Source organism: Sphingomonas naphthae (assembly GCF_028607085.1).
GTDB classification, from domain to species: domain Bacteria; phylum Pseudomonadota; class Alphaproteobacteria; order Sphingomonadales; family Sphingomonadaceae; genus Sphingomonas_Q; species Sphingomonas_Q naphthae.
In genome coordinates this window covers 2798922-2823357 of sequence record NZ_CP117411.1, presented here as the reverse complement: position 1 = coordinate 2823357, position 24436 = coordinate 2798922, and the positions used below count along the sequence as shown (strand labels likewise).

General features: G+C 64.5%; 24 protein-coding genes. 12 read left to right on the top strand and 12 right to left on the bottom strand.

Features of this window, described 5'->3' with window-relative positions:
* Nucleotides 1-135 precede the first annotated feature (135 nt).
* Nucleotides 136-1256, bottom strand: a protein-coding gene (locus tag PQ455_RS13580; RefSeq protein ID WP_273686543.1) for an IS3 family transposase whose coding sequence is annotated in 2 segments (ribosomal slippage) — nucleotides 136-1007 and nucleotides 1007-1256 — 1122 coding nt in all. Because the reading frame shifts where the segments join, the coding sequence is not laid out codon by codon here.
* A gap of 205 nt (nucleotides 1257-1461) precedes the next feature.
* On the opposite strand from PQ455_RS13580, the gene PQ455_RS13575 reads away from it, so the two are divergent.
* The 3 genes from PQ455_RS13575 (at nucleotide 1462) to PQ455_RS13565 (ending at nucleotide 3279) form a co-directional block, all read left to right on the top strand.
* Nucleotides 1462-1905 (top strand): DMT family transporter, encoded by a 444-nt coding sequence (locus PQ455_RS13575; protein WP_273686627.1) that lies wholly within the window; start codon nucleotides 1462-1464, stop codon nucleotides 1903-1905.
* A gap of 2 nt (nucleotides 1906-1907) precedes the next feature.
* Nucleotides 1908-2168, top strand: coding sequence for a DUF3253 domain-containing protein (locus PQ455_RS13570; protein WP_273686626.1), 261 nt, complete (start codon nucleotides 1908-1910; stop codon nucleotides 2166-2168).
* A 382-nt stretch (nucleotides 2169-2550) separates the two neighbouring features.
* Nucleotides 2551-3279: a dienelactone hydrolase family protein gene (locus tag PQ455_RS13565; RefSeq protein ID WP_273686625.1), complete on the top strand. Its 729-nt coding sequence runs from the start codon at nucleotides 2551-2553 to the stop codon at nucleotides 3277-3279.
* A 19-nt stretch (nucleotides 3280-3298) separates the two neighbouring features.
* Here PQ455_RS13565 and PQ455_RS13560 read toward each other — a convergent pair whose 3' ends face one another.
* Nucleotides 3299-3571: a hypothetical protein gene (locus tag PQ455_RS13560; RefSeq protein ID WP_273686624.1), complete on the bottom strand. Its 273-nt coding sequence runs from the start codon at nucleotides 3569-3571 to the stop codon at nucleotides 3299-3301.
* Nucleotides 3572-3713: 142 nt separating this feature from the next.
* Between PQ455_RS13560 and PQ455_RS13555 the strand changes: the two genes are divergently transcribed.
* The 6 genes from PQ455_RS13555 (at nucleotide 3714) to PQ455_RS13530 (ending at nucleotide 11022) form a co-directional block, all read left to right on the top strand.
* A complete protein-coding gene (locus tag PQ455_RS13555) occupies nucleotides 3714-4592 on the top strand; it encodes a pirin family protein (RefSeq protein ID WP_273686623.1) in 879 nt (292 codons plus the stop codon).
* An 8-nt stretch (nucleotides 4593-4600) separates the two neighbouring features.
* Entirely contained in the window at nucleotides 4601-5104 is a 504-nt protein-coding gene (locus PQ455_RS13550; protein WP_273686622.1) for an exonuclease domain-containing protein, read from the top strand.
* Nucleotides 5105-5528: 424 nt separating this feature from the next.
* Complete coding sequence (dinB, locus tag PQ455_RS13545; RefSeq protein ID WP_273686621.1) at nucleotides 5529-6662, top strand: DNA polymerase IV; 1134 nt, start codon at nucleotides 5529-5531, stop codon at nucleotides 6660-6662.
* A 29-nt stretch (nucleotides 6663-6691) separates the two neighbouring features.
* The gene (locus PQ455_RS13540; protein WP_273686620.1) at nucleotides 6692-7273 is read left to right on the top strand and encodes an alpha-ketoglutarate-dependent dioxygenase AlkB; all 582 of its coding nucleotides are present in this window, start codon (nucleotides 6692-6694) and stop codon (nucleotides 7271-7273) included.
* 219 nt (nucleotides 7274-7492) lie between these two features.
* Nucleotides 7493-9649 (top strand): ATP-binding protein, encoded by a 2157-nt coding sequence (locus PQ455_RS13535; RefSeq protein ID WP_273686619.1) that lies wholly within the window; start codon nucleotides 7493-7495, stop codon nucleotides 9647-9649.
* Between the two features lie 440 nt (nucleotides 9650-10089).
* A complete protein-coding gene (locus PQ455_RS13530; protein WP_273686618.1) occupies nucleotides 10090-11022 on the top strand; it encodes an NAD(P)/FAD-dependent oxidoreductase in 933 nt (310 codons plus the stop codon).
* Here the strand turns inward: PQ455_RS13530 and PQ455_RS13525 are convergent.
* The gene (locus PQ455_RS13525; RefSeq protein WP_337958532.1) at nucleotides 11019-12242 is read right to left on the bottom strand and encodes a DUF2252 family protein; all 1224 of its coding nucleotides are present in this window, start codon (nucleotides 12240-12242) and stop codon (nucleotides 11019-11021) included. The two genes, PQ455_RS13530 and PQ455_RS13525, sit on opposite strands and share 4 nt — an antisense overlap.
* Before the next feature lie 205 nt (nucleotides 12243-12447).
* On the opposite strand from PQ455_RS13525, the gene PQ455_RS13520 reads away from it, so the two are divergent.
* Complete coding sequence (locus PQ455_RS13520) at nucleotides 12448-15639, top strand: helicase-related protein (RefSeq protein WP_273686617.1); 3192 nt, start codon at nucleotides 12448-12450, stop codon at nucleotides 15637-15639.
* 23 nt (nucleotides 15640-15662) lie between these two features.
* Here the strand turns inward: PQ455_RS13520 and PQ455_RS13515 are convergent, their stop codons facing one another.
* The 6 genes from PQ455_RS13515 to PQ455_RS13490 all read right to left on the bottom strand — a co-directional run bounded on the left by PQ455_RS13515 (nucleotide 15663) and on the right by PQ455_RS13490 (nucleotide 20882).
* On the bottom strand, nucleotides 15663-16967 hold the full coding sequence (locus tag PQ455_RS13515; RefSeq protein WP_273686616.1) for a DUF4403 family protein: 1305 nt from the start codon (nucleotides 16965-16967) through the stop codon (nucleotides 15663-15665).
* Between the two features lie 254 nt (nucleotides 16968-17221).
* Nucleotides 17222-18781 (bottom strand): IS66 family transposase, encoded by a 1560-nt coding sequence (gene tnpC, locus PQ455_RS13510; RefSeq protein ID WP_273686615.1) that lies wholly within the window; start codon nucleotides 18779-18781, stop codon nucleotides 17222-17224.
* 67 nt (nucleotides 18782-18848) lie between these two features.
* A complete protein-coding gene (gene tnpB, locus PQ455_RS13505; protein ID WP_037487421.1) occupies nucleotides 18849-19202 on the bottom strand; it encodes an IS66 family insertion sequence element accessory protein TnpB in 354 nt (117 codons plus the stop codon).
* Nucleotides 19199-19621 carry a transposase gene (locus PQ455_RS13500; RefSeq protein WP_273686614.1) on the bottom strand — a complete coding sequence of 141 codons (423 nt, stop codon included), beginning with the start codon at nucleotides 19619-19621 and terminating at the stop codon, nucleotides 19199-19201. The genes tnpB and PQ455_RS13500 overlap by 4 nt, the downstream gene beginning before the upstream one ends.
* 346 nt (nucleotides 19622-19967) lie before the next feature.
* On the bottom strand, nucleotides 19968-20231 hold the full coding sequence (locus PQ455_RS13495; protein ID WP_273686613.1) for a DksA/TraR family C4-type zinc finger protein: 264 nt from the start codon (nucleotides 20229-20231) through the stop codon (nucleotides 19968-19970).
* A 51-nt stretch (nucleotides 20232-20282) separates the two neighbouring features.
* Nucleotides 20283-20882: an arylesterase gene (locus PQ455_RS13490; RefSeq protein ID WP_273686612.1), complete on the bottom strand. Its 600-nt coding sequence runs from the start codon at nucleotides 20880-20882 to the stop codon at nucleotides 20283-20285.
* Nucleotides 20883-21087: 205 nt separating this feature from the next.
* On the opposite strand from PQ455_RS13490, the gene PQ455_RS13485 reads away from it, so the two are divergent.
* Both PQ455_RS13485 and PQ455_RS13480 read left to right on the top strand, forming a co-directional pair.
* Entirely contained in the window at nucleotides 21088-21717 is a 630-nt protein-coding gene (locus tag PQ455_RS13485; RefSeq protein ID WP_273686611.1) for a glutathione S-transferase family protein, read from the top strand.
* A gap of 9 nt (nucleotides 21718-21726) precedes the next feature.
* Nucleotides 21727-21912 (top strand): helix-hairpin-helix domain-containing protein, encoded by a 186-nt coding sequence (locus PQ455_RS13480; protein ID WP_273686610.1) that lies wholly within the window; start codon nucleotides 21727-21729, stop codon nucleotides 21910-21912.
* A 53-nt stretch (nucleotides 21913-21965) separates the two neighbouring features.
* On the opposite strand, the gene PQ455_RS13475 is transcribed toward PQ455_RS13480, so the two are convergent.
* The 3 genes from PQ455_RS13475 to PQ455_RS13465 are packed head-to-tail and all read right to left on the bottom strand — an operon-like array spanning nucleotide 21966 to nucleotide 24116.
* Complete coding sequence (locus tag PQ455_RS13475) at nucleotides 21966-22382, bottom strand: cupin domain-containing protein (protein WP_273686609.1); 417 nt, start codon at nucleotides 22380-22382, stop codon at nucleotides 21966-21968.
* 56 nt (nucleotides 22383-22438) lie between these two features.
* Nucleotides 22439-23803 (bottom strand): ABC1 kinase family protein, encoded by a 1365-nt coding sequence (locus tag PQ455_RS13470; protein ID WP_273686608.1) that lies wholly within the window; start codon nucleotides 23801-23803, stop codon nucleotides 22439-22441.
* A 7-nt stretch (nucleotides 23804-23810) separates the two neighbouring features.
* Entirely contained in the window at nucleotides 23811-24116 is a 306-nt protein-coding gene (locus PQ455_RS13465) for a hypothetical protein (RefSeq protein ID WP_273686607.1), read from the bottom strand.
* Nucleotides 24117-24436 lie beyond the last annotated feature (320 nt).

Below are 24436 nucleotides of genomic sequence, written 5' to 3'. Positions count from 1 at the left end.
AAAATTACGATCTTAAGTTTGAATAAATTGATTTGAGTCAATCGCTTGGTGCCGTGGGAGTGGTGGCCGCTGCTCTTCAGCGCGTCGTGCGGATCGCTACCTCGCGGCACATCGGAGTTGACCTGCTCCCCGTTTTCATGCCGCTGATAAGTTAGCTTCGGTGTCCTCATGCCCCTGGCGGGGGCGGTTGGTAAACTCGGCGGGCGCCATGCCGCCGAGGCTGCTGTGCGGACGCACGGTGTTATAGTCTGTCCGCCATGCCTCGATGATCCGTCTCGCCGCAGCCAGCGAGGAGAACAGGTGCTCGTTCAGGCACTCGTCGCGCAAGCGACCATTGAAGCTCTCGACAAAGCCGTTCTGCTGCGGCTTGCCCGGCGCGATGTAATGCCACTCCACGCCCGTGTCCTGGCACCAGGCGAGGACGGCGTGACTGGTCAGTTCGGTCCCGTTGTCGCTGACCACCATGCATGGCAGCCCACGACGCTCGGCGATGGCCGTCAGCTCCCGCACGACACGCCGCCCTGACAGCGAGGTATCGACGATGCAGGCCAGGCACTCCCGGCTGTAGTCGTCGATGACATTGAGCAGGCGGAACCGCCGGCCGCAGGCCAATGCATCCGACACGAAGTCGAGCGACCAGCGCTGGTTGGGTTCCTGCGGAATCGCCATCGGCGCCCGCGTGCCCAACGCTCGTTTTCGGCCGCCGCGCTTTCGCACCGTCAGCCGCTCCTCGCGATACAGCCGGTACATCTTCTTCAGGTTCATGCCCTTGCCTTCACGCCGGAGCAGGACCGCCAGCCGGCGATAACCGAACCGACGACGCTCGTTGGCGATCTCGCGCATCCGTTCGCGCACAGCGTCGTCCTTCCCGCGAAGCGGCTCATATTGCCATGCCGACCGGTTGACCCCGATCAGTCTGCAAGCGCGACGCTCGGAGAAGCCGTGGTCGGCCATCAGCTTCTCCACCGCAGCGTAGCGATCCACAGACCGGGTCAGTTTTTTCCCAGCAGATCCTTCAGCGCCGACACGTCCAGCATCGACTCCGCCAGCAGCTTCTTCAGCCGACGGTTCTCATCCTCGAGCGTGCGCAACCGCGCCGCCTCCGACACGGTCATGCCGCCGTACTTCGCCTTCCAGTTGTAGAACGTCGCATCGCTGATGCCATGCTTCCGGCATAGCTCGGCGGTCTTCACGCCCGCCTCGTGCTCACGCAGCACGCCAATAATCTGGTCCTCGGTAAAACGGCCTCGACGCATCGCTCGTCTCCATCTGACGAGCTAACCTACCAATGGCATGATTTCCGGGGAGCAGGTCAGAGTGTATGTCGAGCCAATCGACCATGCGGCGCTTGCGGCGGACATTCATGAACCCGGCTTCAATAAGAGGACGGCTTTGGATACGAGTGCCGGTGGCGCGCTGACAAAGTGGGACCTCATCGTGACTGCCTAGCGTTCGTCGGCGATGCAGATCGTCTTCATATTCATCGCCCTTAGTGCGGGCATGGCCAGTGCCTTCCAGTCCGGATCGAACCAATCGCTACAGAAGGCGCTCGATGCGCCGCTCTGGGCTGCGGCGATCGTAGCCGTAGTGACGGCCATCACATCCGTCGCGGTGGTCCTGACGTCCGGAGAGCGGTTGCCTGCTGCCAGTGCGGCGGCGACGGCGCCGTGGTGGGCATGGGCTGGAGGACTGCTGGGCGTCGGCTTCGTACTCGGAACCGTCTACGCCGCGCCCAAGCTCGGGGCTGGCCTCTTCATGGCATCGGTCGTGACCGCCGAGGTAGTCACCGGCCTGCTGCTCGATCACTTTGGCTTACTGGGTTTCGATGTCCATCGTGCCGGGTGGGGACGCATCACCGGCGGTGCGCTGATGATCGCCGGCCTCTCGCTGATCGCAATTTTCTAGTCATGGCGGATGCGCGCGAGTTTACGTTGGCCCTGCTCGCCAACCGGGCGGTGAACGCCACGATCTGTCCAAGCGAGGTGGCGCGTGCGGTCGCTGAGAAAAGCGATGGGAAAGACGCGCATTCCTGGCGCAGGGAAATGCCGGCAGTACACGCCGCCATCGACGATCTTCTGGCGCGTGGCTTAGTCCGGATCTCCTGGAAGGGGCATGACCTGCCAGCACGTACCGGACCCTACCGGGTTCGCCGCGTCAGGCCGAATTAAGGCCGGGGCGAGCAGCGCCACAGGATGGCCGGGCGGTTTTCATCGAGATCCGATGGCCCCGTCGCTTCTCTTGGTCTTCGCGCGTCGATGACCTAGTCGGCCCGTCGGGACTTCCCCTGCGGCTGCTTCTTCTTCGCCGCCCCCTCGCTGGCATCACGGTTCGCAACGTTCGTACGCGCATTTCCCCTCACGCCGTCACCATCTGAATGCCGTCCAACGGAGGTCTTGGCCATCGGCGTGGTTTCGAGGTCGTCTTCAGAAGGCACAATAATCGGGCAGGGACGGAGGTCCAATCGAATGCGATCCGGGAAAGCTATCCCGAAGGGAGCGTTCAGGAGGACTCGGGAGCGGCTGACCAGGGTCCTCCAACCGAAAGGCAAATATGTCCGCGCAACCTTGGATCTACAGCGATGGAGACTTGGAGCTTCGCGGGGAGCTTTTCCAGCCTACGGCAACGCCGAACGGTGCATTCGTCCTCGTCGTCCACGAGGCCGACGGCATCGGCGGGAACGTCCGTGAGCATAGCGGGAGGCTGGCCGGCCTCGGCTATCTCGTCGCCGCCGCCGATATGCATGGCGGAGGTCGAGTACTGGATGGTGCGGAAATGGCCGATGCGCTGACCGCCTTCCGAACGGATCCCGACCTTCTCCGTCGGCGCGTGCGGGCGGCGTTCGACGCGTTCTCGCAACGCCCTGATGTCGACCCTGGTCGGCTCGCCGCCATCGGGTTCTGCTTTGGTGGCATGACGGTGCTGGAGCTTGCCCGGAGCGGGGCTCCCGTGCGGGCGGTCGCGAGCTTCCACGGCCTCCTCACCACAGCCGCGCCTGCGCGTCCCGGCGATGTTCACGCGAGAATTCTTGCCGCAACGGGAGCACGGGACCCGCTTGTCCCGTCAGAGGACGTGGCCGCCTTCCAGCGGGAGATGACGGAAGCCGGCGCCGACTGGCATCTCCTCGTGCATGGACGCGCGCTGCACAGCTACACCAACCATGCCGTCGACGGGCTGAGCGACGAGCGCATGGCCTACGATCCCGCCGCTCACCGGCTTTCGTGGGCGACGCTCACCTGCTTCCTGGGAGACGCCTTGCTGGAACCCGACGTCGCTAGCTGACACCACCTGCCGATGGTCGTCAGCGATCGGCGGGAGACCGGACGATAATCACGCCTGCGGCGCGCAGCCGGCTCGCCAAGCGGTCCGCCCTTTCCCGAAGTTCCTCATCCACGGGACCATCCACGCATTCTTCGATCGAAAGCCGGGAGTGGTCCCCGCCGCCATACACCCGGTCGAGGTAGTAGCCGGCGAGCTGATAGTGGGCCTTCACCACCGCCGGCTCCGTCGCCTGCTGGGCAAGTCTCAGCTCGGCTTCGGCACGCTCGTAATAGTATGCTTGGTCTCGTTCCATCGACGCTATCGGCTTGTTTCGACCGCGAACTACCGCTGCGAGACCGGTCCAGCAATCCCGGAGCATTGAAGCCCAACCGTGGTCTTACCGAGCCACCACGATCATCGTATCGGTGGTCAGGGACACGGGTTAAGGGGCGAAAATGACCTCCCGAAGCGTAGCCCGCGTCCAGCCCGCACACCGTGACGACATCTCCGACCTGACGACCCGCAGGCCGGTTCCGGCCCCGGGTCTTGACCAGGTCGACCCGTTCCTCTTCCTGAACCACCACGGGCCGCAGACCTACCAGCCCGGCAACAACGGCCTACCGTTCGGACCCCACCCGCATCGAGGCTTCGAGACGGTCACGTTCATCCTCGAGGGCAATCTGGCCCACCACGACACCGGCGGACACGAGAGCGTCATCGAGGCCGGCGGCGTCCAGTGGATGACCGCGGGTTCGGGGCTCATCCACGCCGAGGTTTCGCCGCCGTCGTTCAAGCGGACCGGAGGGCCGCTCGAGATCCTGCAGCTCTGGGTCAATCTCCCCGGACGGCTGAAGATGAACGCGCCCGCCTATACCGGGCTCCAGCAGGCGGATATCCCACAGGTCTCGGTCGCCGACGGCAAGGGCACCCTAAGTCTGATCGCCGGAGGGTTCGGGGAGGTGGTCGGGCCAATCCACCCGCTCACGGGCGTCTTCATGACGACGCTGAGGCTGGCATCCGGCGGACGGATGGAATTGCCGGCGCCACGCGACCGCAGCGTCCTCCTCTACGTCGTCTCGGGCAGGCTCGCTGTGGCCGGCGTCGTCGTCGATCAGTGGAACCTCGTCACGATGAACCCGGACGGAGACAAGATCTCGATCGGAGCATCGACCGACACGGTGCTGCTCTTCGGCCATGCGGACCCCATCGGCGAGCCGGTCGTGGCGCACGGACCCTTCGTCATGAACACCAGCGAGGAGATCGGCGAGGCGATACGCGACTATCAGGCCGGCAAGTTCAACGGCACCGGGCCGCTTGTCGGCGTGGGCGCCTAACCGACCCCATGACGCAGCAACAGGACGCAGTGCCCGACTTCGTCGTCATCGACGTCGAGACAGCCTGCTCGCGCGTCAGTAGCATCTGTCAGGTCGGCATCGTCGGGTTCCGATCGGGCAGCGAGGTTTTCGCCTACGAGACCCTCGTCGACCCATGTGACGAGTTCTCCTCGTTCAACACCCGCATTCACGGGATCAGCTCGGACCATGTCGCCGGCATGCCGAGCTTCGGCCACATCCATTCGATAATCGACGGGCACCTCGCCGGTCGCATCACCGTGGCGCACTCCTTCTTCGACAAGGGAGCGCTCTCGGCGGCCTGCCGGATCCACGAGCGGACTGACATCAAGACGACCTGGCTCGACAGCGTCCGCGTCGCGAAGAGGGCTTGGCCAGATCTGCCAAGTCACCGACTGAACGTCCTTTCACGCTTCCTCGGCATTCGGCACAAGCATCACGATGCACTGAGCGACGCCCGCGCCCGCCGGCATGGTGATCGTACGGGCCATTGAACACACCGGCATCTCCCTCGCAGGCTGGCTAACGCCGACGAATTCCAGATCCGCTCCCGCACCGAAGCCGGCAGCGGAAGGCCCCCTCAAGGGCCAGCGGGCCGCCATCCTGGGAGCCCCCCGGGACGGACCTCTTGCGACTTGGCTGGCAAGTCTCGGCGCGCGCGTGGTCTCCTCCGTGGGGACGACCACGACGATGCTCGTCGTCAGCGTTGACCAGCCCTTCGGCCGCTTCGCGCATGCGAGTCCCGCCTACCGCCGCGCCGAAGAGCTCGTTGCAGGGCGGAGCGTCGATCGAGATCGTTGCTGAGGACGACCTACGGTCGCGTCTATCCTGATCGCAGCGTGGCCCGCTCTTGGTGCCGAGACGGCCGGCAACTGGAAATCTGTTCACAGTCTGTTCGGCCGACGCTATGGCTGACGCATGGCCGAACCGGAAACCCGGAAGATCATCCACGTCGACATGGACGCGTTCTACGCGTCGGTCGAGCAGCGAGACGACCCGACACTGCGGGGTCGTCCGGTTGCCGTAGGCTACGCCGCGGCGAGGGGCGTGGTGGCAGCGGCAAGCTACGAAGCCAGGGCGCATGGCGTGAAGTCGGCGCTCCCGTCGGTGACTGCTCTTCGTCGCTGCCCGGAACTCGCGTTAGTTCCTCCGCGATTCGACGTCTACAAGTCGGTCTCCCGCCAGATCCATGCGATCTTCGCCGAGTACACCGATCTCATTCAGCCATTGTCGCTGGACGAGGCGTATCTCGACGTGACGGAGAACCGCCGCGGCCTGCCGACGGCTTGGATCACTGCCAAGGAGATCCGAGCTCGGATCCTGGAGGTAACCGGCCTCACCGCTTCCGCAGGCATCTCCTACAACAAGTTCCTGGCGAAGCTCGCCTCGGACCAGCGCAAGCCCAACGGCCAATTCGCCGTCACGCCCGACATGGGAGCGGCCTGGGTGGAGACACTGCCGGTGTCGCGCTTCCACGGCGTAGGCCCGGTCACCGCCGCCAAGATGCTGCGCCTCGGCATCAAGACGGGCGCCGACCTCCGCGCCAAGTCGATCGAGTTCCTGCAGGCCAACTTCGGGAGCTCGGCGGAATGGTATTACTGCATCGCGCGGGGGGTCGACGAGCGTCCTGTGAACCCGAACCGGGAGAGGAAGTCGTCGGGTTCGGAGACGACGTTCGATCAGGATCTTCTGGCGGATGCCGACATCGAAGCCGGCGTGCTCTGCCAGGCGGACGACGTCTGGGGATGGTGCGAGCGGGCCGGCGAGTTCGGGCGCACCGTGACAGTGAAGGTGAAGTACGGCGACTTCCAGAACATCACGAGGAGCCGAAGCCAGGCCTCGGCAGTCGATACCCAGCAGGCGCTGCGGGACGCGAGCCTCGCCCTCATCCGATCCGTTCTACCGACGGAGAAAGGGATCAGGCTGGTCGGCGTCACCGTATCGAATTTCGACAGGTCGATGAGACCCGAGCCTCGAAACCTGCCGCTGTTCGGCGAACCCGAGCAGGCGACACCGGCTGCCCCCTCGCCAACGCCGCTGCACTCGGCTTGAACGTAGGGAGCACCTATCTGAACGAGACAATGCTCGATCTGTTCAACAGTCCGCTGATCCCCGGCCTCACGTCCAGGGACGCCATAGTCAGCCCGGACGAGGAGGCTTCGCTGATAGAAGCCATTGATGCGACCGACCTGGCGCCTTTCCGCTTCCAGGGGTGGACGGGAAAGCGCGTCACGCACCCGTTCGGCTGGAACTACGATTTCGACACGCGGGAGGTGGCGCGCGCCGCGCCGATCCCGGATTGGCTGCTGCCGATAAGGCGGCGCATGGCTGATTTTGCCGGCATCGGTGCCGAGCAGTTCGTGCAGGCCTTGCTGATCAGATACGATCCCGGTGCCGGCATCGGTTGGCACCGGGACAGGCCGATCTATGAGCATGTGATAGGGCTCTCCCTCGGTGCCCCGGCGGAAATGCGCTTCCGCCGCCGCCGCTCCGAGGGCGGTTTCGATCGAATTACGATCCCCCTCGAACCAAGGGCCGCGTATCACCTCGCTGGCGACGCAAGGCACGAGTGGGAGCACAGCATCGCGGAAATGGAGCAGCAGCGCTGGTCGGTGACGTTCCGAAGCCCTTCGGCGCGCGGGCGTTCAATCCTGAACAACTAGGAGCGCGGCGTTCACGATCTGCTGGAAGGCCTGCAATGTCGCGGGTCCGAGATCCGGTCCGCGTCGTTGTTGGCTTAAGCCTGACCCCGAAACCCGCTCGCGACAGGCGCTGCGGGCTGACCGGCCGGATCTTCGGCACAATCGCGCATGCGCGCCGAAACCGCCACGGCCTTCCGATAAGATGCTGTTGTTAAGGTCAAAGGTGCTAAAGACGGCAAATTGGAGATCGCCTTGCTCAACGTGCCAGGATCCGGGACTGAAGAGCCTCGCAGTGCCCAATCGCTTCTGATCGACGCCAGCGAGCGACTCGCCGCAGCGCATTCCATGGACGAGATCGTAGAGATCCTACGTACGACCGCTCGCGACGTCGTCGGCGCCGAAGGGATCGCGATCGTCCTGCGTGATGAGGGCCGTTGCTTCTACGTCGCCGAGGACGCAATCGCGCCATTGTGGTCCGGTAGTCGCTTCGACGAGAACAGCTGCATCTCGGGCTGGGCGATGCAGCACCTCGAGACCGTCGCCATATCGGACGTCCGCGATGATCCCCGCGTGCCTCAGGAGACATACGCCCCCACGTTCGTGCGCAGCCTTCTGATGGCGCCGATCGGGCGTCCCACCGCCGTCGCGGCGTTGGGAGCCTACTGGTCGGACGTGAGGCCACACGTGCCGGAGACCGTGAGACGGCTCGAAAGCCTTGCCAGGCTGGCGGCGATCTCGCTCGACAATGCCCGGCTGCTCCGCCTCGCGGAGGATAGCGGGCGACAGCGTAACCTGATGATCAAGGCAGGCCGCCTCGGCATGTGGTCGTTCGACATCAAGACCGGTGAGCTCGAGACATCATCCATGTGCCGCGCGAACTTCGGTCGCGACGTCTCGCAGCCATTCAGCTACGCCGAGCTTCGCGCGGCGATCCATCCAGACGACAGCGTGCGAGTGGAAGATGCGATCACCGCAAGCATCCAGTCCGGCGGTGACTACGACATCGAATACCGGTTGATCACGCCCACCGGCGAGACCCGTTGGATCGGCATTCGGGCGCAGCCCTCCTACAACGCCGACGGCTCGCCCAAGTCGCTCGACGGCCTCTCGATCGACATAACGGACCGCAAGCGGATGGAGGTGGCGCTCCAGAGCTCGGCTGCGACGTTGGAGCATCTCGTCGACGAGCGCACCCGCGAGCTTGTTGCTGCGCAGACGGCGCTTCGGCAGGCCCAGAAACTAGAGGCCATGGGCCAGCTGACCGGCGGCGTCGCGCACGACTTCAACAATCTCCTCACCCCGATCATCGGGAGTCTCGACATGCTGCAGCGCCGGCAGGTGGGCGGCGAGCGCGAGCAGCGGCTGATCGGTGGTGCCATCCAGTCGGCCGAACGCGCGAAAACGCTCGTACAACGGCTACTCGCATTCGCCCGACGTCAGCCGCTCAAGGCCGAGCCTGTCGACGCTTCGGCACTGATAATGGGCATGCGTGAGCTTGTCGGGACCACGCTGGGTCAGCAGGTCACGCTAAACATCGATGTGGCCGATGGTCTGCCGCTTGCCGTCGCGGACGCGCATCAGGTTGAGATGGCGATCCTCAACCTCTCACTCAACGCCCGCGACGCGATGGCCGGAGGGGGAAAGCTGACGCTATCGGCGCGGCTCCGCACACCGGGCGCCAGTCACACCGAGGTGACGGCGGGCAACTACGTCGTCATCGCCGTGACGGACACCGGCTCAGGCATGAGCGAGGAAACCCGCCGTCGCGCCGTCGAGCCGTTCTACTCGACAAAGGGGGTCGGCCAAGGGACCGGCCTCGGTCTGTCGATGGCGCATGGCCTCGCTTCCCAACTGGGCGGCGCGCTCACGATCGAGAGCGCCCTCGGAGAGGGCACACGTGTCAGCCTCTGGCTGCCCATCAGCGCCGACACGGCGGTTCGCACGCCGCCATATGTCGACAACGAGACACCCATCGCCGGGATCGCCCTCCTGGTCGATGATGAGGAGCTGGTCCGCGCAACGACCGCCGCCATGCTCATGGAGATCGGCTTCGAGGTGATCGAGGCGAGTTCGGGAGCCGAGGCGCTCCGACATCTTCACGACCGCCCGAGGATCGATGTGCTCATAACCGATCACCTCATGCCGCAGATGACTGGCGTTGAGCTCGCGCGGAGGGCCGCGCGCGAGCATCCCGAACTGCCGGTCCTCATCGTCTCGGGCTACTCCGATGCGATCGGCATCGACGCAGAATTGCCGCGCCTTGAGAAGCCGTTCAGGCAGACCGACCTGGCGAGCCGTCTCGCGGCCATCCTGTCACCCGAATCCGTGCGAAGCCAAGCCGAGAGCGGCTTCGTGCGAGATTGCCAAGAGCAACGCGGTCTTCCCGCGGCGCTCTGAGTGCCGCGGTCTTCCCGCGGCGCTCTGAGTGCGACGGTTGGTTTGGGCTCGGCTGAGTTCACTTCGCGGCCAGAGCCGCTCTCATGCACTATACTGCCTCGCGCTCCCGGCAGGGTTTGGGAACGACTCAGGAGGCAAGTTCTCCGGTCCCGCATGTTAGCCTAGCTCTTCTGCTTCGGGATCGACGCACCTCGTTCAGCCAGGGCAGTAAAGGAGACATCCGTTTCAAGCATCACCCGAGCCCCACTTCTGCCCGGCGGCCTTCGCACTGACATAGATCAGGTTCTGCTACGTGCCTGCTGCCGCATCATGCGCGAGATCGTGTACGAGCTCATGACGAGAATCCGGCCGGCAACCGAAACATGGAGACCGAATGATCTCGGAGTTTTAGCGCGGGCCTGCCATCCACGAGTCGAGAGAATACTGCCGGACGCGAAGAAGTGTTCACGGACGTCGTCGTCATCGGCGGTGGACCTGCAGGACTGACCGCCGCCATCTACCTTGCCCGGTTCCACCTTGGCGTAACGGTGATCGACCGCGGCGGCGGCCGAGCCAATTCGATACCAAGAACGCGCAATCACTCTGGTTTTCCGGACGGGATCACAGGGGCGGATCTGGTCGAGCGGATGAGGACGCAGGCTGTGAACTATGGTGCCATAAACGAGATTGGCGAGGCGACCGCGATAGAGCGGGATGGCGACGGCTTCGTCGTCTGGGCGGCGGGTTCGGGCTACCGATGTTGCGCCGTCCTGCTGGCCACTGGCGCGGCGAACAACCGGCCGGAGATGGATCTTAACGACCATGATGCGGCGTTGAGCCGCGGTCTGCTGCGCTACTGCCCGATCTGCGATGGCTTCGAGGTGACTGACCAGCGCGTCGCGGTCATTGGGACCGGCGAGCACGGATCGCGCGAGGCGAACTTCCTACGAAGCTATACCGCCGACGTAACGCTGATCGCTCCGAGCGGACCCCATGATTTGAATGCCGACCAGCGACAGACGCTCCGGGACGCCGGCGTCGATATCGTCGACGGGCCATGCGTCAACATCGAGATCGGCGACGACGACATCGTGCTGGAAGTGCCGTCGGGACGACGACACTTCGCTACGGCCTATCCGGCGCTCGGTTCTCGGATCCACTCCGACCTTGCGAAGCCTCTCGGTGTCGAGATGAGCGATGACGGCTGCATGGTGGTCGATCGGCACCAGCGCACCGACATTCCAGGTCTTTACGCGGCTGGCGACGTCGTCTTCGGCCTCGACCAGATCAGTCACGCGATGGGCGAAGGCGGTGTCGCGGCAACGACTATCCGGAACGACCTCGCAGAGCGTCGTCCGATCCGTCGCGAAGCCCGCGGTCAAAGCCCAGACTAGGCTACGCGCTGCAAGGCGTACCGACGGCAATGCTCGAGGTATCCAGCTTCGTGCGAGCCTGAAAGATCGACTACGGCCTGCCAGAGCCACGTGGGGGCATCGATCCCTGATCCGTGGTGGTCGAGAAGTGTTCGCCGCCACGAATTGCGCTGCCCTCTGTCCATCTGTCGCGCGTGCGCCTTGCCCACGATGAAGGCGAGGTACCGCGCGGCCTTCACCGCCTGGCTCTCAGTGAACTGCTCGACCTCCAGCTTCATGTCCTGCGGAGCCAACTCTCGGATAAAGACCGACTTGCCGAGGAGGCGAGCCGCAATCGTGCGCTCGCCGAGATGCGGCGACAGCGCGCGGGCACCGGCGACGACGCGCTCGGCCGGGTCCGCCGGCATCACGGCCTGCGGTGCGATCGGGGCTGCAGCGGCAATCGCCTCCTTGATGTCGACCAGCGCGAAGCTCTCGCGGCCCTTTGCCCCCTTTATAGCGATGATTCCCGCATAGCGGAGCAGCCCGAGCGAGCTGCAGCCCTTCATCCAATAGGCGGCATCGACCAGACGCAGTTCGCGAGCGCGGTCCCTGCCGTCCAACGATAGGATGGCGTGTTTGACGTCCGGATCAGAGAAAAGCTCGACCAGCGCTGATCGCTCCGCAGGTTCCAACGGCCAGAACTTCTTGCCGATGGGGATGGTCGGCTCGGGTCCGTCGATCCGCTCCTTCGCGAGATGGCGCCACCGTCGGCCGAGGGCGCGCCGCTTGACCACGCGAACGACCTCTGGCTCGCGGCCGAGGTATTCCTCCTCGCGATCTGCAAGTGCATGCTCGTAGCCGTCGATCATCTCCTCAACCATTCGAGCCGTCGTCACGCCCGGCAGGTCCGAACCGCGCGCTGCCGTCGCGAGCGAGAGGCCAAGTCGGATGAGATCGTGCGCAGGATTGCCGATTACCGTCTGATCGAGATCGCGGATCTGGATCTCCACGTTACCCTCGCCGTCGCTCAGCGGACCGAGGTTACCGAGGTGGCAGTCGCCACAGATCCAGATTGCCGGACCCTGCGGCAGCCGCTTCGCCGCCGAGGACGCAGCGAGCCATTCGTAGAACTTGACGGTGTTGCCGCGGACATAGGCGTGAGTGGAGCGGGCCATCTTCAGCGTTCGGGCCGCCTCCAAAACCGTCCTGCGATCACCGGCTGAAGGTGCCAGCGAATGAGCGCCCGGGCCGCTTGCCATCAATACCGTCCTCCATCGCCACGTTTCCGCAGTGTTGCCAAGCGCATAGGGAAGTCCCGCGTTCCTATCCCACTGTTGCTCACAGCAACAATTCCCGTGCCTGGTAATACGGACTGATGTGGATCAGTGCCGAGGAACGTGGCGATCGCTGGTCCGTTCGGGCGCTCGACATGGGGAGATCAGCCCCGTTTGGGGGAGATCGTAAATGACTGCAGCTGCCGACGAAATTCTGTCGGCACCCCCGGAGGAGGCGACGCTCGGCATCGGCGAAATCGCCGTCGACCTGGCGAAACTCGCCTCCGTCGGGGACATACTCTTCGCAGCTGCGGACGAGCAGCGCGGAGTGGCCGTCACGCAGGCGCTGGCTGCCGCCGCACCGGAAGCCGCCGTCCTCTTCTGCCCAAGCAGCGACGCGCTGCCAGGAGACGACTCGCCCGCGTCCCCCGCCAACGTCGGCCGGCGGGTTTCGACGCTGCTTCGGATCAGACAACTGCTGGCGGAGCCCGAACGACCCCGCATCGTCTGCATCACGACGGGAGAGGCGCTCGGCCGCCTCTATCCCGAGCCTGCCGCCTTCGACGCGGTGCTCCCGCGCGTCGTGGTGGGCGAGGCAGTCGATCTGGGGGAGCTCTTCGGGCGATTGGAGGAAATCGGCTACATCCCCGATGAACGCGTAGACGAGCCGGGTGAGATCGGACTGCGCGGACAGGTTCTCGACGTCTATCCGGCCGACGCCGACGCCCCCCTCCGGATCGAGGCGAGCGAGGGACGCGTGGCCGCCATCCGCATCTTCGATCCGGCTGATCAGCGCACGACGGCGGAATGCGATCGGCGGGAGCTGGGGCGCGTAGCCGAGCCGCCGCTCGGTGAGAGGGCCGTGACGTTACTGGATCACCTGCCTGATTTCCGCGTGGTCGTTCCCGCCCCCTCGGACGATCGTCGCAGGCGATTCATCGCGCTGGCGCAGGATGCCGCACGCCGTCGTCCGAAGCGCGCGGTGCGCGACGTGGCGACCGACGCCCTCTGGCGCAAAACGCTATCGAGACGGGAGGTGGTCGAACTTCAACCGGCGAGCGAAGCACCGCCGCGCTTCGTCGAAGCCAAGCGTCCGCTGCAAACCTTCGCAAAGGCCGCGCTAGCGGCGGCGGAGGCCGGACTGAAGATCGCGCTCCTCGGTAGTGAGCGCGATCTCCGGTTCCTCTCCAGCCGAGTTGCCTCCGCGATGAAGCGGCCAGTCGGTCATGCGGGGTCCTGGGCGGAGATCGCCGCCGCAGAGCCCGGTTCGGTCCACGCCCTCACCATGCCCGTCGAGCGGGGCTTCAACCGCGAAGGCGTGCTGGCGGTCGCCGCTGCGGATCTCTTGGGTAGCCGGGCGGAGCGCGGGGACGCCCCAACGGCGCCGGCCGACACCACGCTTTTCTCCTTCGGGGAAATCCGGGTCGGAGACGTGGTGGTCCACGAGGATCACGGCATATCGGTCGTTGCCGGTCTCGAGCGGATGCCCGAGGTCGACGGCGCCGACTCCGGCGATGCCATCGCCCTGACCTTCGCGGACGGCGGAATACGTCTCGTGCCGGTGGCGGAGGCGGACCGCATCTGGCGCTATGGCGCGGAGGCGGATGCCGTCACGCTGGACAAGCTCGATGGCGGAAGCTGGGAGAAGCGTCGCGGCGCAATTGACGCAGCGATCGCGGAGAGCGCGCGTGAACTGACGAAGCTCGCCGGGGAACGCGCCGAGCGAACGGCGCCGAAGCTGGAACCGGCAGCCGACGCATACGAACGGTTCGCCGCTGGATTCCCGTTCAGCGAGACGCCCGATCAGGCGCGGGCGATAGAAGCCGTGCGCGACGATCTGGCATCCGGCCAACCCATGGACCGGCTGGTCGTCGGGGACGTGGGATATGGCAAGACCGAGGTCGCGCTGCGCGCAGCGGCCATCGCAGCGCTCGCCGGACGGCAGGTCGCGGTCGCCGCTCCGACGACTGTCCTGGCACGTCAGCATATCGAGAGCTTCACCGAGCGGTTCGAGGGCACGGGCATCGTCGTGGCAGGATTGTCCCGTCTCTCGACCGCTGCCGAGAGGAAGCAGGTGAAGTCGGGTCTCGCCGACGGATCAATCGGAGTCGTGGTCGGGACAGGGGCCGTCGCCGCCAAGGGCGTGACCTACAAGGATCTCGCGCTCGTTGTCATTGATGAGGAGCAGCGTTTCGGCGCCGCCGACAAGGCACGGATGCGCGAGCTTGGCGCGGGGCACGTACTCACACTCTCCGCCACCCCGATCCCGCGAACCCTGCAGACCGCTCTAGTCGGCCTCCAACAACTATCGGTGATCGCGACGCCGCCCGCGCGTCGTCAGCCCATCCGCACCTCGGTTGGACCATTCGTGCCGGAGACGGTCCGGACCGCGCTGCTGCGCGAGAAGAGCCGGGGCGGCCAGAGCTTCGTCGTCGTACCGAGGATCGAGGACATGGCGGTTCTAGCCGCCCAGTTGGAGAAGATCGTCCCGGAGCTCGAACTGGTTCAGGCGCATGGAAAGATGCCCGCGCCGGAGATCGACGATGCCATGGTCCGGTTCGGTCGAGGCGACGGCGACGTTCTCCTTGCAACCAACATCATCGAGGCCGGCCTCGACGTCCCTCGCGCTAACACAATGGTCATCTGGCGCGCGGACCGCTTCGGGTTGTCCCAGCTCCATCAGCTTCGTGGTCGCGTCGGGAGGGGTAGCCGTCGTGGGCAGGTTCTGCTGCTCACCGATCCGTCCGCGGAGATCGCCCCACGCACCCTCAAGCGGCTGCGCACGCTCGAGGCTTTCGACCGCCTGGGCGCCGGTTTCGCGATCAGCGCGCAGGATCTCGACATGCGCGGGGCGGGTGACCTGCTCGGCGAGGCTCAAGCCGGGCACATGAAGCTGATAGGCGTCGATCTCTATCAGCACCTCCTCGAGGCCTCCATCCGCGCGTCGCGCGGCGAGGACACCGAGCGCTGGAGCCCTGAGCTCAACCTCGGCGTCGTCGGTAGATTTCCGGAGAGCTGGCTGCCTGACGAGGAGCTGCGGGTAACGCTCTACTGTCGGTTGGCCCGCATCGAGGACGGCGACGGGCTTCAGATGTTCGCCGACGAGCTCGCCGACAGGTTCGGAACGATGCCGCCTGAGGCGGAAACACTACTCAGGATCGCGCGCGTCCGCGTGGCATCACGTGTCGCTAGGATCGCGCGGATCGACGCGGGCCCGGCTGCCGTCGCGCTGACACCCCGCAGCGACTTCGATCGTGACGCGAAGTCCTTGGGACTCGAGGAGAAGAAGGGTCGCCTGCTGCTCTCGGAGAGCATCCAGGATCCGGCCGCGAGGTTGGAGAGAGTCGAAGAGCTGGTCGAGGCCCTGTCAGCCGAGCCCTGACCGACCGCGCTTGCGGCAAGATACTAGTTCGAAAGGGAAGTCGGGGCGAGTTCGATACTTGCGGTGCCTTTGCCCCAGACCGGCAGGTAGACGCCTTGGCCTGCGGCGACGATCCGGCCGGTGCGCACGTCCGTGATCCGGGCGCGCACGACAAGGTCGCCGACGCGCTTCTCGGAAACCGCCTGCCCGACCTTCGACAGCAACTTGTCATAGTCGTTGCTGAAGTTCTGCGTCAGGGCGCCCGCAATCGTGCTGGAGAGGCCTGGCGTGTTCGCCAGCTTGATGAGCAGCCCGGTGCCGGTCGAGTTAGTGACGCCGCTCACCTCGAGATCAGCGAAGCCAATCTGGCGGCTGTTGACCTCGTTGACCGGACGGGCTGTCAACCAGATCGTGCCGTGGGAGGGCGTGCTTCCCGGACGGGCCGCGCTGAAGGTCACACCGACCGCGATACGGCCGCCAGTCGTGCCGTATGCCTGCACCTTGCCGAATGTAGCGTTGACCGGACCAATGCCGGGGACCTGAAACGGTCGCTGCGATCGCTTCGCCAGCGCCCTGGCCAGCACCGGCTCAAGCTCCCTGTAGTCGGCTATGACCGGGATCGTGAACAGCACGCGGCTTGCCTTCTCGGCGACGTGCCGGAGCGGCGGAAGGGGCGTGGCGGGCGGATCCGCCGGGCGAGGACCGACGAACGTCTCGGTCGACGCCCTCATCCCGAGTTTCAGGGTCAGTCGATCACCATTTATTTCGTAGCCCCCGTAATCGAGCTCATGTGGCTTGATCTGCATCCAGACCGGCGGGTTGCTCTCGTTGAGCTGAACCGACGTGAAGGCGCCGCGCCAGGCGTACTCAACCCGGTCGCGGAAACGCAGCTTCCTGAGCTCTCCTGGAAGCGACCGCTGGAGCTTTGAGATGACGCCCTTCAGCTTATCGTCCGCCTTGCCGGTGAATTCGATGCGCTGGCCCAGGAACTGGATGTGCGGCGCATCAACCCAGTCATAGGCGATCACGGCCGTCGCGCGCGGCGTCCAGTCGTCAGCGAGGTCGAGGCGTAGGCGGGCGCGGACATGCGCGTCGGCCTGGGCCGTCTCCTGCCTCAGAACGCCACCGACGTCCTTGGCGCTGACGGTCGCGTGCACGGGGATCGACACGACGATGTCCTTGCCCGCTCCGGAGATCGCGATCTCTCCACGAATCACCTCGCCGACGATCCGGCACTTCAGGTCCGGCGTCTTGACCCGAGCAAACAGCACCTTCACCTGCTTGGAGGCCACGCAAAGCTGATCAGGCTTGTCGATCGACCACAGGCGCTTCGGCACGGCCTTGTTCAACGCCAGCGCGAGGTTGCCGAGCTTTGCGCTGATCGGAACTGCGATGACGGTCTCCTGCGGCGTGGCCCTGACCTTGTCAAAGGCTCTTACCGGCGCCTTGTGCGGAACACCGTGGCATCCCCCGAGAAGGCTTGTGACGACCGCACAGGTGAAGGCGCAGCGCAGTACGGGACGGCGAGCACTCGGGCCCTTCGAACACTCGTCACCAAACGCCGACTGCGCCGTAAGCGCTAAATCACCCCCGCTGGCAGGCGTTAGGCGGCCTGTTCGATGACGGTGCTGGCGGCGAGGCGGCTATCGACCCAGTTGTAAGGGAGCAGATCATCGATTGGATCTGTGTCGTTGCGCAGGACGATACGGGTGAGGACATCGGTGAGGTAGGCCTGAGGGTTGATACCACCCAGTTTGCACGTTTCGATGAGGCTGGCGAAGGTCGCCCAGTTTTCAGCTCCCAGGTCATGGCCTGTGAACAGGGCATTTTTCCGCTGGAGGGTAATGGGCCTGATGGACCGTTCGACGGTATTGTTGTCCAACTCGATCCGCCCATCCTCAAGGAAGCGGACGAGGCCTTTCCAGTGGTTGAGGGTGTATCTGATGGCCTCGGCCGTATTGGAGCTTCGGGGCAGCTTGGGCAGTATTTCCTCGAGCCAGGGGCGCATGCCGGCGATGATCGGCGTGGCTTCAGCCTGGCGGATCGCCAACCTGCGTTCGGGGCTGGAGCCTCGGATACGAGCCTCGATCTTATAGAGACTGGCGATCCGCCTTAGCGCCTCATCGGCGACGGGGGCGTTGCCGCCCTTGGCATCGTCGAAGAAGCCACGCCTAACGTGCGCCCAGCAAAAGGCGAGCGTTCCCGGGCCGCCCTTCCGGTCCAGCGCCTCGATATGCTTATAGGCGCCATAGCCATCGCATTGGACGATGCCGGTGAAGTCCCCGAGCAATTTTTCTGCCCAGACTTTCCCACGCCCCGGCATATAGGTGTAGGCGATCGCCGGTGGATCGGTGCCGCCATGCGCGCCATCATCACGAGCGATCGCCCAGAGATATCCCGTCTTCACCTTGCCGGTGCCGGGGGCCAGGACCTTGGCAGTGGTCTCATCGACGAACAGCCTGCCGCCCGTCAGGAGGTCAGCCTTCATCCGGCCGGTCAGGCGCCCGAGCCAGCCTGCAGCTCGGCCCGCCCAGTTGCACATAGTTCCCCGGTCGATCTCGATACCTTGACGCACAAGCGCCTGCGCCTGGCGATAGAAGGGCATGTGATCGGCATATTTCTTGACCAGAACATCGGCGATCAACGCTTCGGTGGGCAGGCCGCCTGGCACCACATGCTTAGGCGCGGGCGCCTGGAACACCCCCTCGCTGCATGCGCGGCAAGCCATTTTCGGTCGGGACGTGACGATCACGCGATACTGGACCGGGATCACATCAAGCCGGCTCGATATGTCGCTGTCTATGCAGTGCAGCGTGCCTCCGCAGCAGGGGCATTCCTTCTCGTCTGGAAGGATCACTTCCTCAACGCGGGTCAGATGCGCCGGCAGCGACGCCCGTGCTGTCCCACTTTCCCTTCGCGCCCGTTCCTTCTTCTGGCCTGCTGCCTGCTCACCGAGCGCCTCGAGTTCAGCACGGGCGACGTCGAGATCATCAAAGGCAAGCGCCAACTGATCTTCGCTCAGTTTCTCCGACCGTTTCCCGAAGGTCGTGCGGGTGATCTGGTCGATGATATGCTGCATTCGAGCTTCACGCTCGAGGCCGGCCAAGACCATCGCCTTGAGGGTGGCGACATCATCAGGAAGGTCGGATGCCGTGGCGGACATGCCCCATTTCTGGCAGTTTTCGGGCGGTCCGCAATGGCCTTTCGATCAGGGGAATCAGGCATGCGACCTATCGCGTCGTCACCGGAACCTGGGTGCGTGGCGTGTGCATTTTCGACCATTGCAGCCCTTCGAACAAGGCCGACGCCTGCGATGCCGACAGCCGCATCACGCCATCGTGCGCCCGCGGCCAATGAAAGCCTCCGGTCTGCAAAACCTTGCTCACAAGCACCAGGCCGGTGCCGTCCCAGACCAGCAGCTTGATCCTGTTCGCCCGCTTCGAGCGGAAGATGAAGACCACCCCCGAGAAGGGCTTGAGTCCGAGTTCATGCTCGACCAGCGCCGCGAGGCTGACGGCACCTTTCCTGAAGTCGACCGGCTTTGTCGCCACCATCACCTTGAGCGGCCCTGGCGGGATGATCATCCCGACCGGCTCACAGCGGCGAGCACCCGGGCGATATTTTCCTCGCTCGCGCCCGGTGGCACGTGGATAGCAAGGGCGGCCGTGCGGATCACGATCTCATCGCTTCCATCATCAGCCGAGCCAGTGACGCCCGCATCTTCAATCATCGCCGGGACAAAGCCCAGCTTCTTGTTGGAAAGGCGCTTGCCCGGAATACTGTCGTGCCGCCAAGCGTAGAGCTGCTGCGGTAGCAGTCCATGCGTTCGTGCAATTTCTGCGATGTTGGCGCCGGGTTCAAAACTCGACGCAATGATCCGGGCCTTGGCCTCGGCCGACCACCGACGCCGCATCGGTCCTGCTGGAATGACATCCATACGCGAGGGCCGCTGGCCCTCCTGCCTTTCGAAACCTGTTTCGAATGTTCTTACATCATCGGCCACTACGATACCCTTCAAACGAGGGGCGAAACATAGCCAGATCAGCGCCTACGAAAATGTGGGGACGTTTTCGCGCTTACACTGCGCCAATCTCCACCAGCCCTTCTTCGAGGATCGCGACGAAAACATGCACGGCGCGATGACGTTCCCGAAACGGACCGATACGCGACCGCAGCCTAGCGCTGAGCACCAGCGAACTGCATCGCCGAGCAAAAGGATAAGGCAGCGACCGGAGCGGTGATTAGGCGGTTCGATTGGCGTGGCGGCCGAGGCGGGAGTGGCGGGTCGTCATGACCAGATGCCAGCTGCCGTGCTTGGCGCCACCGATGACGGCAGCCATCGAAGCCAATTAGCGTAGCTGGCTGTCCTTGCTGCCCCTACGATTGAAACCAGCCGGACGATACGCAGCATCTCGGGCCGACTGGCATCCTACGCATGTGCGCGTCCCCGGCAACGCTAGCCGCCGACGTTCCGGGATCTCGTCTCCGCAGTCGTCGCAATAGTCGGCACTCTCACCCAACGGCATTCGCGCACGGGCGCTGAGCACCGCATCAGTGATCGTGTCGTCGATCTGATCCTGCACCGCGCCATCGCGCGTCCAACCACCAGCCATCTAGGCCTCCTCATCCGACAATAACTCGGCTCACCACCTCGGTATCCGCCTTCAGGCGGCGATCCCCCGCTGCGAAATCAGCGCGTCCAAGACGGCCGGCAACATTCCCCGGACGATCAACCGGATCGCAGCCGCATTTGGATGGATGCGGTCGGGAAGCGTGAGCCCGGGGTTGCCAATGACCCCAGCGGGAAAGAACGGGACGACCGGGATCGCATTCTTGCGGGCCAGATCGGCATAGAGCGCATCGCACTTCTCAGCGAAGGCCCCGAGGGACCGAGGCGCCTGCATCGCGGCCAGCATCACGGGGATGCCACACCGGCTCAATTCGGTGATGATCGCGTCGAGGTTCGCGCGAGTCCGCTCGAGAGGGATGCCACGCAGAAAATCGTTCGCTCCCAACTCCACGATCGCCAGATCCGGCCGGCGAAGAAGCGAAGAAAGCAGTCTCGGAAGGCGCGCCAGGGCGCGTTCGGAGGTGTCGCCGGAAACGCCCGCGTTCTGCACCCGCGCCAATGGCATGCGGCCCCGGATCGACGCCTCCAGTTGCGCCGCGAACGACTCCTTAGCGCCGAGTCCGTAACCGGCCGTCAGGCTGTCGCCGAAGGCGAGAATTAGTGGAGAAAGGTCCGTGTGCGATCCTCCGAACATGTCCAATTTTATAATCTGAAGATGGTGATCGGTGCGGAGTTTTCCACATCCTTCGGGGCGGTTAGCTTGATTTTGGTCAAGCGCCAAAGCTGGCGTGAGCAAACCCGGCTTCTAGCGTCCTGCCATCTAGCTGATCCTAGAAGGATCGCGGGGACCGACGTGGGCACCCGGACGTTGGGGCAGGCAGATAGACTAAGGCAGGTACATGCTGACGCTTCATCACCTTAATTTCTCACGCTCCACCCGCGTGCTTTGGCTCCTTGAGGAACTCGGCCTCAACTACGACCTCAAGACCTACGAACGTGACGAGCATTTCAGAGCGCCAGCGGCGCTCGCTAACGTCCACCCCCTCGGCAAGGCGCCGATTCTCGTCGACGACGACCTCGTCCTTGCGGAATCCGCTGCCATCCTACGCTACCTCGAACAGAAGTACGGCGACGGCCGCCTCGTTCCCGCACCTGGGACGCCTGATCGTGCGATACACGACGAGTGGCTCGACTACGTCGAAAGCTCGGCTGCGCTTCCCGTCATGCTCACCTTGCTGGGCACAATGACGGGCGGCCTCTCGCAGGGGCTCGCCGGCTTCACCGCACCAGAACTGAGGAAGACCCTCTCCTACATCGCGGATGGCGTGCGCGGGCGCACATACCTCTTGGGAGACCGGCTGACCCTGGCCGACATCCAGATGAGCTATCTTCTCGACGCGCTGCGCAAGGCCGGCCAGCTCGACGAGCACCCCGACATACTGTCGTACCTCGGTCGTCTGGAAGCGACACAGGGGCTCAGGAAGGCCATCGAGGTCGGTGGCCCCATGTCCCCACCAGCGAGGTCCTGAGCCGTGCCGATGACCAACATCAACGTCGCGTCCGCAGACGAGCTCGACGCAGCTGACGGGCTCAAGGGGCACGGGTTCGAGATCGCCAGGTATCGAGACGAGCGCGGTCGCTTCACGGACACCCGTCAGCTCGACGAGGTCCCCGGGATGGCCGGAGTGCTTACCGACGACCAGCGCGGGCATCTTACCGTCTGATCGATTGTGCCGACGGGCGATTGCTTCAAACGCGGGCCTGCCGCCGAACGGCGTCAGCCGCCCATCATGCCCTTCAGCTTATCCGCTGCCTTGGACAGGATGCCCTTCTCCGCCTCCTCGGCTTCAGCCTTCGTCTTGAACGCCGCGCCCTCCGGCTCAGCTGGCGGAGCGTAGACTGAGAAGAGCTTCAGCGTGCCAGCACCCTTGTTGATGATGTTGTGCTCGGAGCCCTTCGGAACGACGACCAGGTGGTTCGGGCCCGCCTTGGTTGAATGGCCTTCGATCACGACGCTCGCCTCGCCATGAACGATGAAGGTGGTCTGATCGGCGGGATGAGTCTCCAACCCGATCTCCTCACCGGCCGGAATGCTCATCAGCACGATCTGCACCTTCGGGTCTCGATAGACCTCCTTCTGCCAGAGCTCGTTCTTGCTCGCGAGTTCGACCATGTCCTTGTTGAAGATCGCCATTTCTCACTCCTGTCCGTCGCTTCCCGGACGAACGAGAGCGATCGACGTTCCGATCCCTAAATGGAGGCGTCGGCGCAGCCCGTTGGATCGACATTTCGATACGCTTCGATCATCTTCCGGATGTCCACACGCGCCTTGAGGCGGGCACATAGCAGCGCGGTGCCGCTGACCTTCCGTTGCACGAACAAGGTATCGACTGGAGGCAGATGCCAGGTCAAGCGGTCCTCGGCGACGGTCATTGCCTCATCGCGGATCACGGAGACGAAGGCGCGATCCCCGAAGTCGAACGCTCCAGGCCGATTGAGCTCACCGATTATCACGTCGATCATCGCGTCCACTGCGGGACCGTGCCGTTCGACCGCGGCCGCTCCGAGGAAGCCGGCATCGACCGCCGCCGCCCTGACTTCGTCACGGTTACCGGACAGGCCAGCCAACAGCAGCTGGTGATAGCCAGCGCGAGTTTCCGGCTTGGTCAGCCGAGCGGCACCGAAATCCAGAAGGACCAGCCGACCAGCAGACGGAAGCTCCTCGTTCGCCTGCCAACGGTAGTTGGCGAAGTTGGGATCGGTCTGCATCACGCCCCACGCGAACAGCTCGCGAAGCACTAACGTCACCAGAGCGGAGGCTGCGGCGTCCCGCTCCTCCTGCGATCGTCCCTCCAGCGCCTCGATCCGTTCACCTGGCACGAAGTCCATCGCGAGGACGCGACCGGTACTGAATTCAGGATCCGCCTGGGGCACCACGTACGCCGGATCCTCGCCCACGAGCATGCGATAGCGTTCGAGCATATCGAGCTCGCGCCGGTAGTCGGCCTCCTCGTGCAGCTGCCGCTTCGCCTCGGAAAGGAGCGGCGCGACGTCGAGCTCTCGGGGCAGCAAGCCGGAGATGCGCAGGAGCGTTGCCACGTTGTCGACGTCCGCATCGATGCTTTCGGCCACGCCTGGATACTGAACCTTTATCGCTAGGACGCGGCCATCCGGCAGCTCCGCACGGTGGACCTGACCAATCGAGGCCGCGGCAATCGGATGGGCTTGGAAGAACTTGAACCGCCTACGCCAGTCCGTCCCCCATTCCTCGCGCAAGACCTTGTCGAGCTGTGGTGGCGGCATGTGATGAGCGTTGTCCCGCAGCCGGGCGAGGATTTGGGTAAGCTCGGCAGGCAGCATGTCCCCCGCGTCCATGGAGATCATCTGGCCGAGCTTCATCGCAGCGCCCCGAAGGTGCGCGAGCTGGTCGGCGACGCGGGTCACATTGCCAGGCGTCAGCAGGAGATCGGTCATCTTTGGACGATCGCCCGATGCCAAGCGCCTAGCGCCTTCCGCGAGCATGCCGCCAGCAACCCCTCCGGCCATCCGACCGAAGAGACCAAATCGCGACAGTCGTCCGCTCGGCACAGACCTGCCGCGAGGATCATCGGCCATGAACTACTCAGCTAGCTTGAGGACTGCCGCCGAATTCGGTGAGCGCGGCACGAACGTTGGCAGCCGAACTGTCATCTTGAACGTCGACCGAAACTGTGATCTTTCCCGTCAGAGCTGCATCGGACCTGCTCTCCGTCGTGGGCTCGGCTGCTGCATTATCCGATCCCGCTGTCTCGTCCCCGGCGCTGTTCTCATCGCCGTCGGTCGTCACGAAAATATCGGTGCGCTCGACCTGGAACTCCTGAACCAAGCGCTCAACAGCCATCTCGGCTTCGCGGCGTGTGTCGAATTTCGCAGTGATCGTCGACGGCATGGCAAACTCCCCAAAAGAGTTATCCAAACGCGCCTTTGACCAACTAGGGGGCAAGCCGTCTAAGGCAGATCGCCCCTGCTTCTGCTGCTCCGATGGCAGTACCCTCGCGGCCTCGCCCGAGATCAATCGCTATTTTATCGGCCAACCCAAAGGTTCGCCGAGCGTTGTAGGGCGGAAGGAGTGAACGATGGCAGAGGAAAAGAACCCTACCCAGGTCCCGGGTCGCGGCGATCATAGTGCCGCAGAAGACTCGACCGGACGGAAAGGCGGCGGAGATTCCGGTGGCGGAGCTTATCCCAATCCCCACTCCGGCAAGAAGC

What these genes read in the sequence shown, in the direction of transcription:
- PQ455_RS13550 (WP_273686622.1), top strand. Translation starts at nt 4,601, where the DNA reads ATGACGCAGCAACAGGACGCAGTGCCCGACTTCGTCGTCATCGACGTC.
- tnpC (WP_273686615.1), bottom strand. Translation starts at nt 18,781, where the DNA reads ATGTCCGCCACGGCATCCGACCTTCCTGATGATGTCGCCACCCTCAAG.
- PQ455_RS13495 (WP_273686613.1), bottom strand. Translation starts at nt 20,231, where the DNA reads ATGGCTGGTGGTTGGACGCGCGATGGCGCGGTGCAGGATCAGATCGAC.
- PQ455_RS13465 (WP_273686607.1), bottom strand. Translation starts at nt 24,116, where the DNA reads ATGCCGTCGACGATCACTGCGAAATTCGACACACGCCGCGAAGCCGAG.
- PQ455_RS13520 (WP_273686617.1), top strand. Translation starts at nt 12,448, where the DNA reads ATGACTGCAGCTGCCGACGAAATTCTGTCGGCACCCCCGGAGGAGGCG.
- dinB (WP_273686621.1), top strand. Translation starts at nt 5,529, where the DNA reads ATGGCCGAACCGGAAACCCGGAAGATCATCCACGTCGACATGGACGCG.
- PQ455_RS13470 (WP_273686608.1), bottom strand. Translation starts at nt 23,803, where the DNA reads ATGGCCGATGATCCTCGCGGCAGGTCTGTGCCGAGCGGACGACTGTCG.
- PQ455_RS13555 (WP_273686623.1), top strand. Translation starts at nt 3,714, where the DNA reads ATGACCTCCCGAAGCGTAGCCCGCGTCCAGCCCGCACACCGTGACGAC.
- PQ455_RS13525 (WP_337958532.1), bottom strand. Translation starts at nt 12,242, where the DNA reads ATGGCAAGCGGCCCGGGCGCTCATTCGCTGGCACCTTCAGCCGGTGAT.
- PQ455_RS13565 (WP_273686625.1), top strand. Translation starts at nt 2,551, where the DNA reads ATGTCCGCGCAACCTTGGATCTACAGCGATGGAGACTTGGAGCTTCGC.
- PQ455_RS13540 (WP_273686620.1), top strand. Translation starts at nt 6,692, where the DNA reads ATGCTCGATCTGTTCAACAGTCCGCTGATCCCCGGCCTCACGTCCAGG.
- PQ455_RS13570 (WP_273686626.1), top strand. Translation starts at nt 1,908, where the DNA reads ATGGCGGATGCGCGCGAGTTTACGTTGGCCCTGCTCGCCAACCGGGCG.
- PQ455_RS13480 (WP_273686610.1), top strand. Translation starts at nt 21,727, where the DNA reads ATGACCAACATCAACGTCGCGTCCGCAGACGAGCTCGACGCAGCTGAC.
- tnpB (WP_037487421.1), bottom strand. Translation starts at nt 19,202, where the DNA reads ATGATCATCCCGCCAGGGCCGCTCAAGGTGATGGTGGCGACAAAGCCG.
- PQ455_RS13575 (WP_273686627.1), top strand. Translation starts at nt 1,462, where the DNA reads ATGCAGATCGTCTTCATATTCATCGCCCTTAGTGCGGGCATGGCCAGT.
- PQ455_RS13560 (WP_273686624.1), bottom strand. Translation starts at nt 3,571, where the DNA reads ATGGAACGAGACCAAGCATACTATTACGAGCGTGCCGAAGCCGAGCTG.
- PQ455_RS13475 (WP_273686609.1), bottom strand. Translation starts at nt 22,382, where the DNA reads ATGGCGATCTTCAACAAGGACATGGTCGAACTCGCGAGCAAGAACGAG.
- PQ455_RS13485 (WP_273686611.1), top strand. Translation starts at nt 21,088, where the DNA reads ATGCTGACGCTTCATCACCTTAATTTCTCACGCTCCACCCGCGTGCTT.
- PQ455_RS13490 (WP_273686612.1), bottom strand. Translation starts at nt 20,882, where the DNA reads ATGTTCGGAGGATCGCACACGGACCTTTCTCCACTAATTCTCGCCTTC.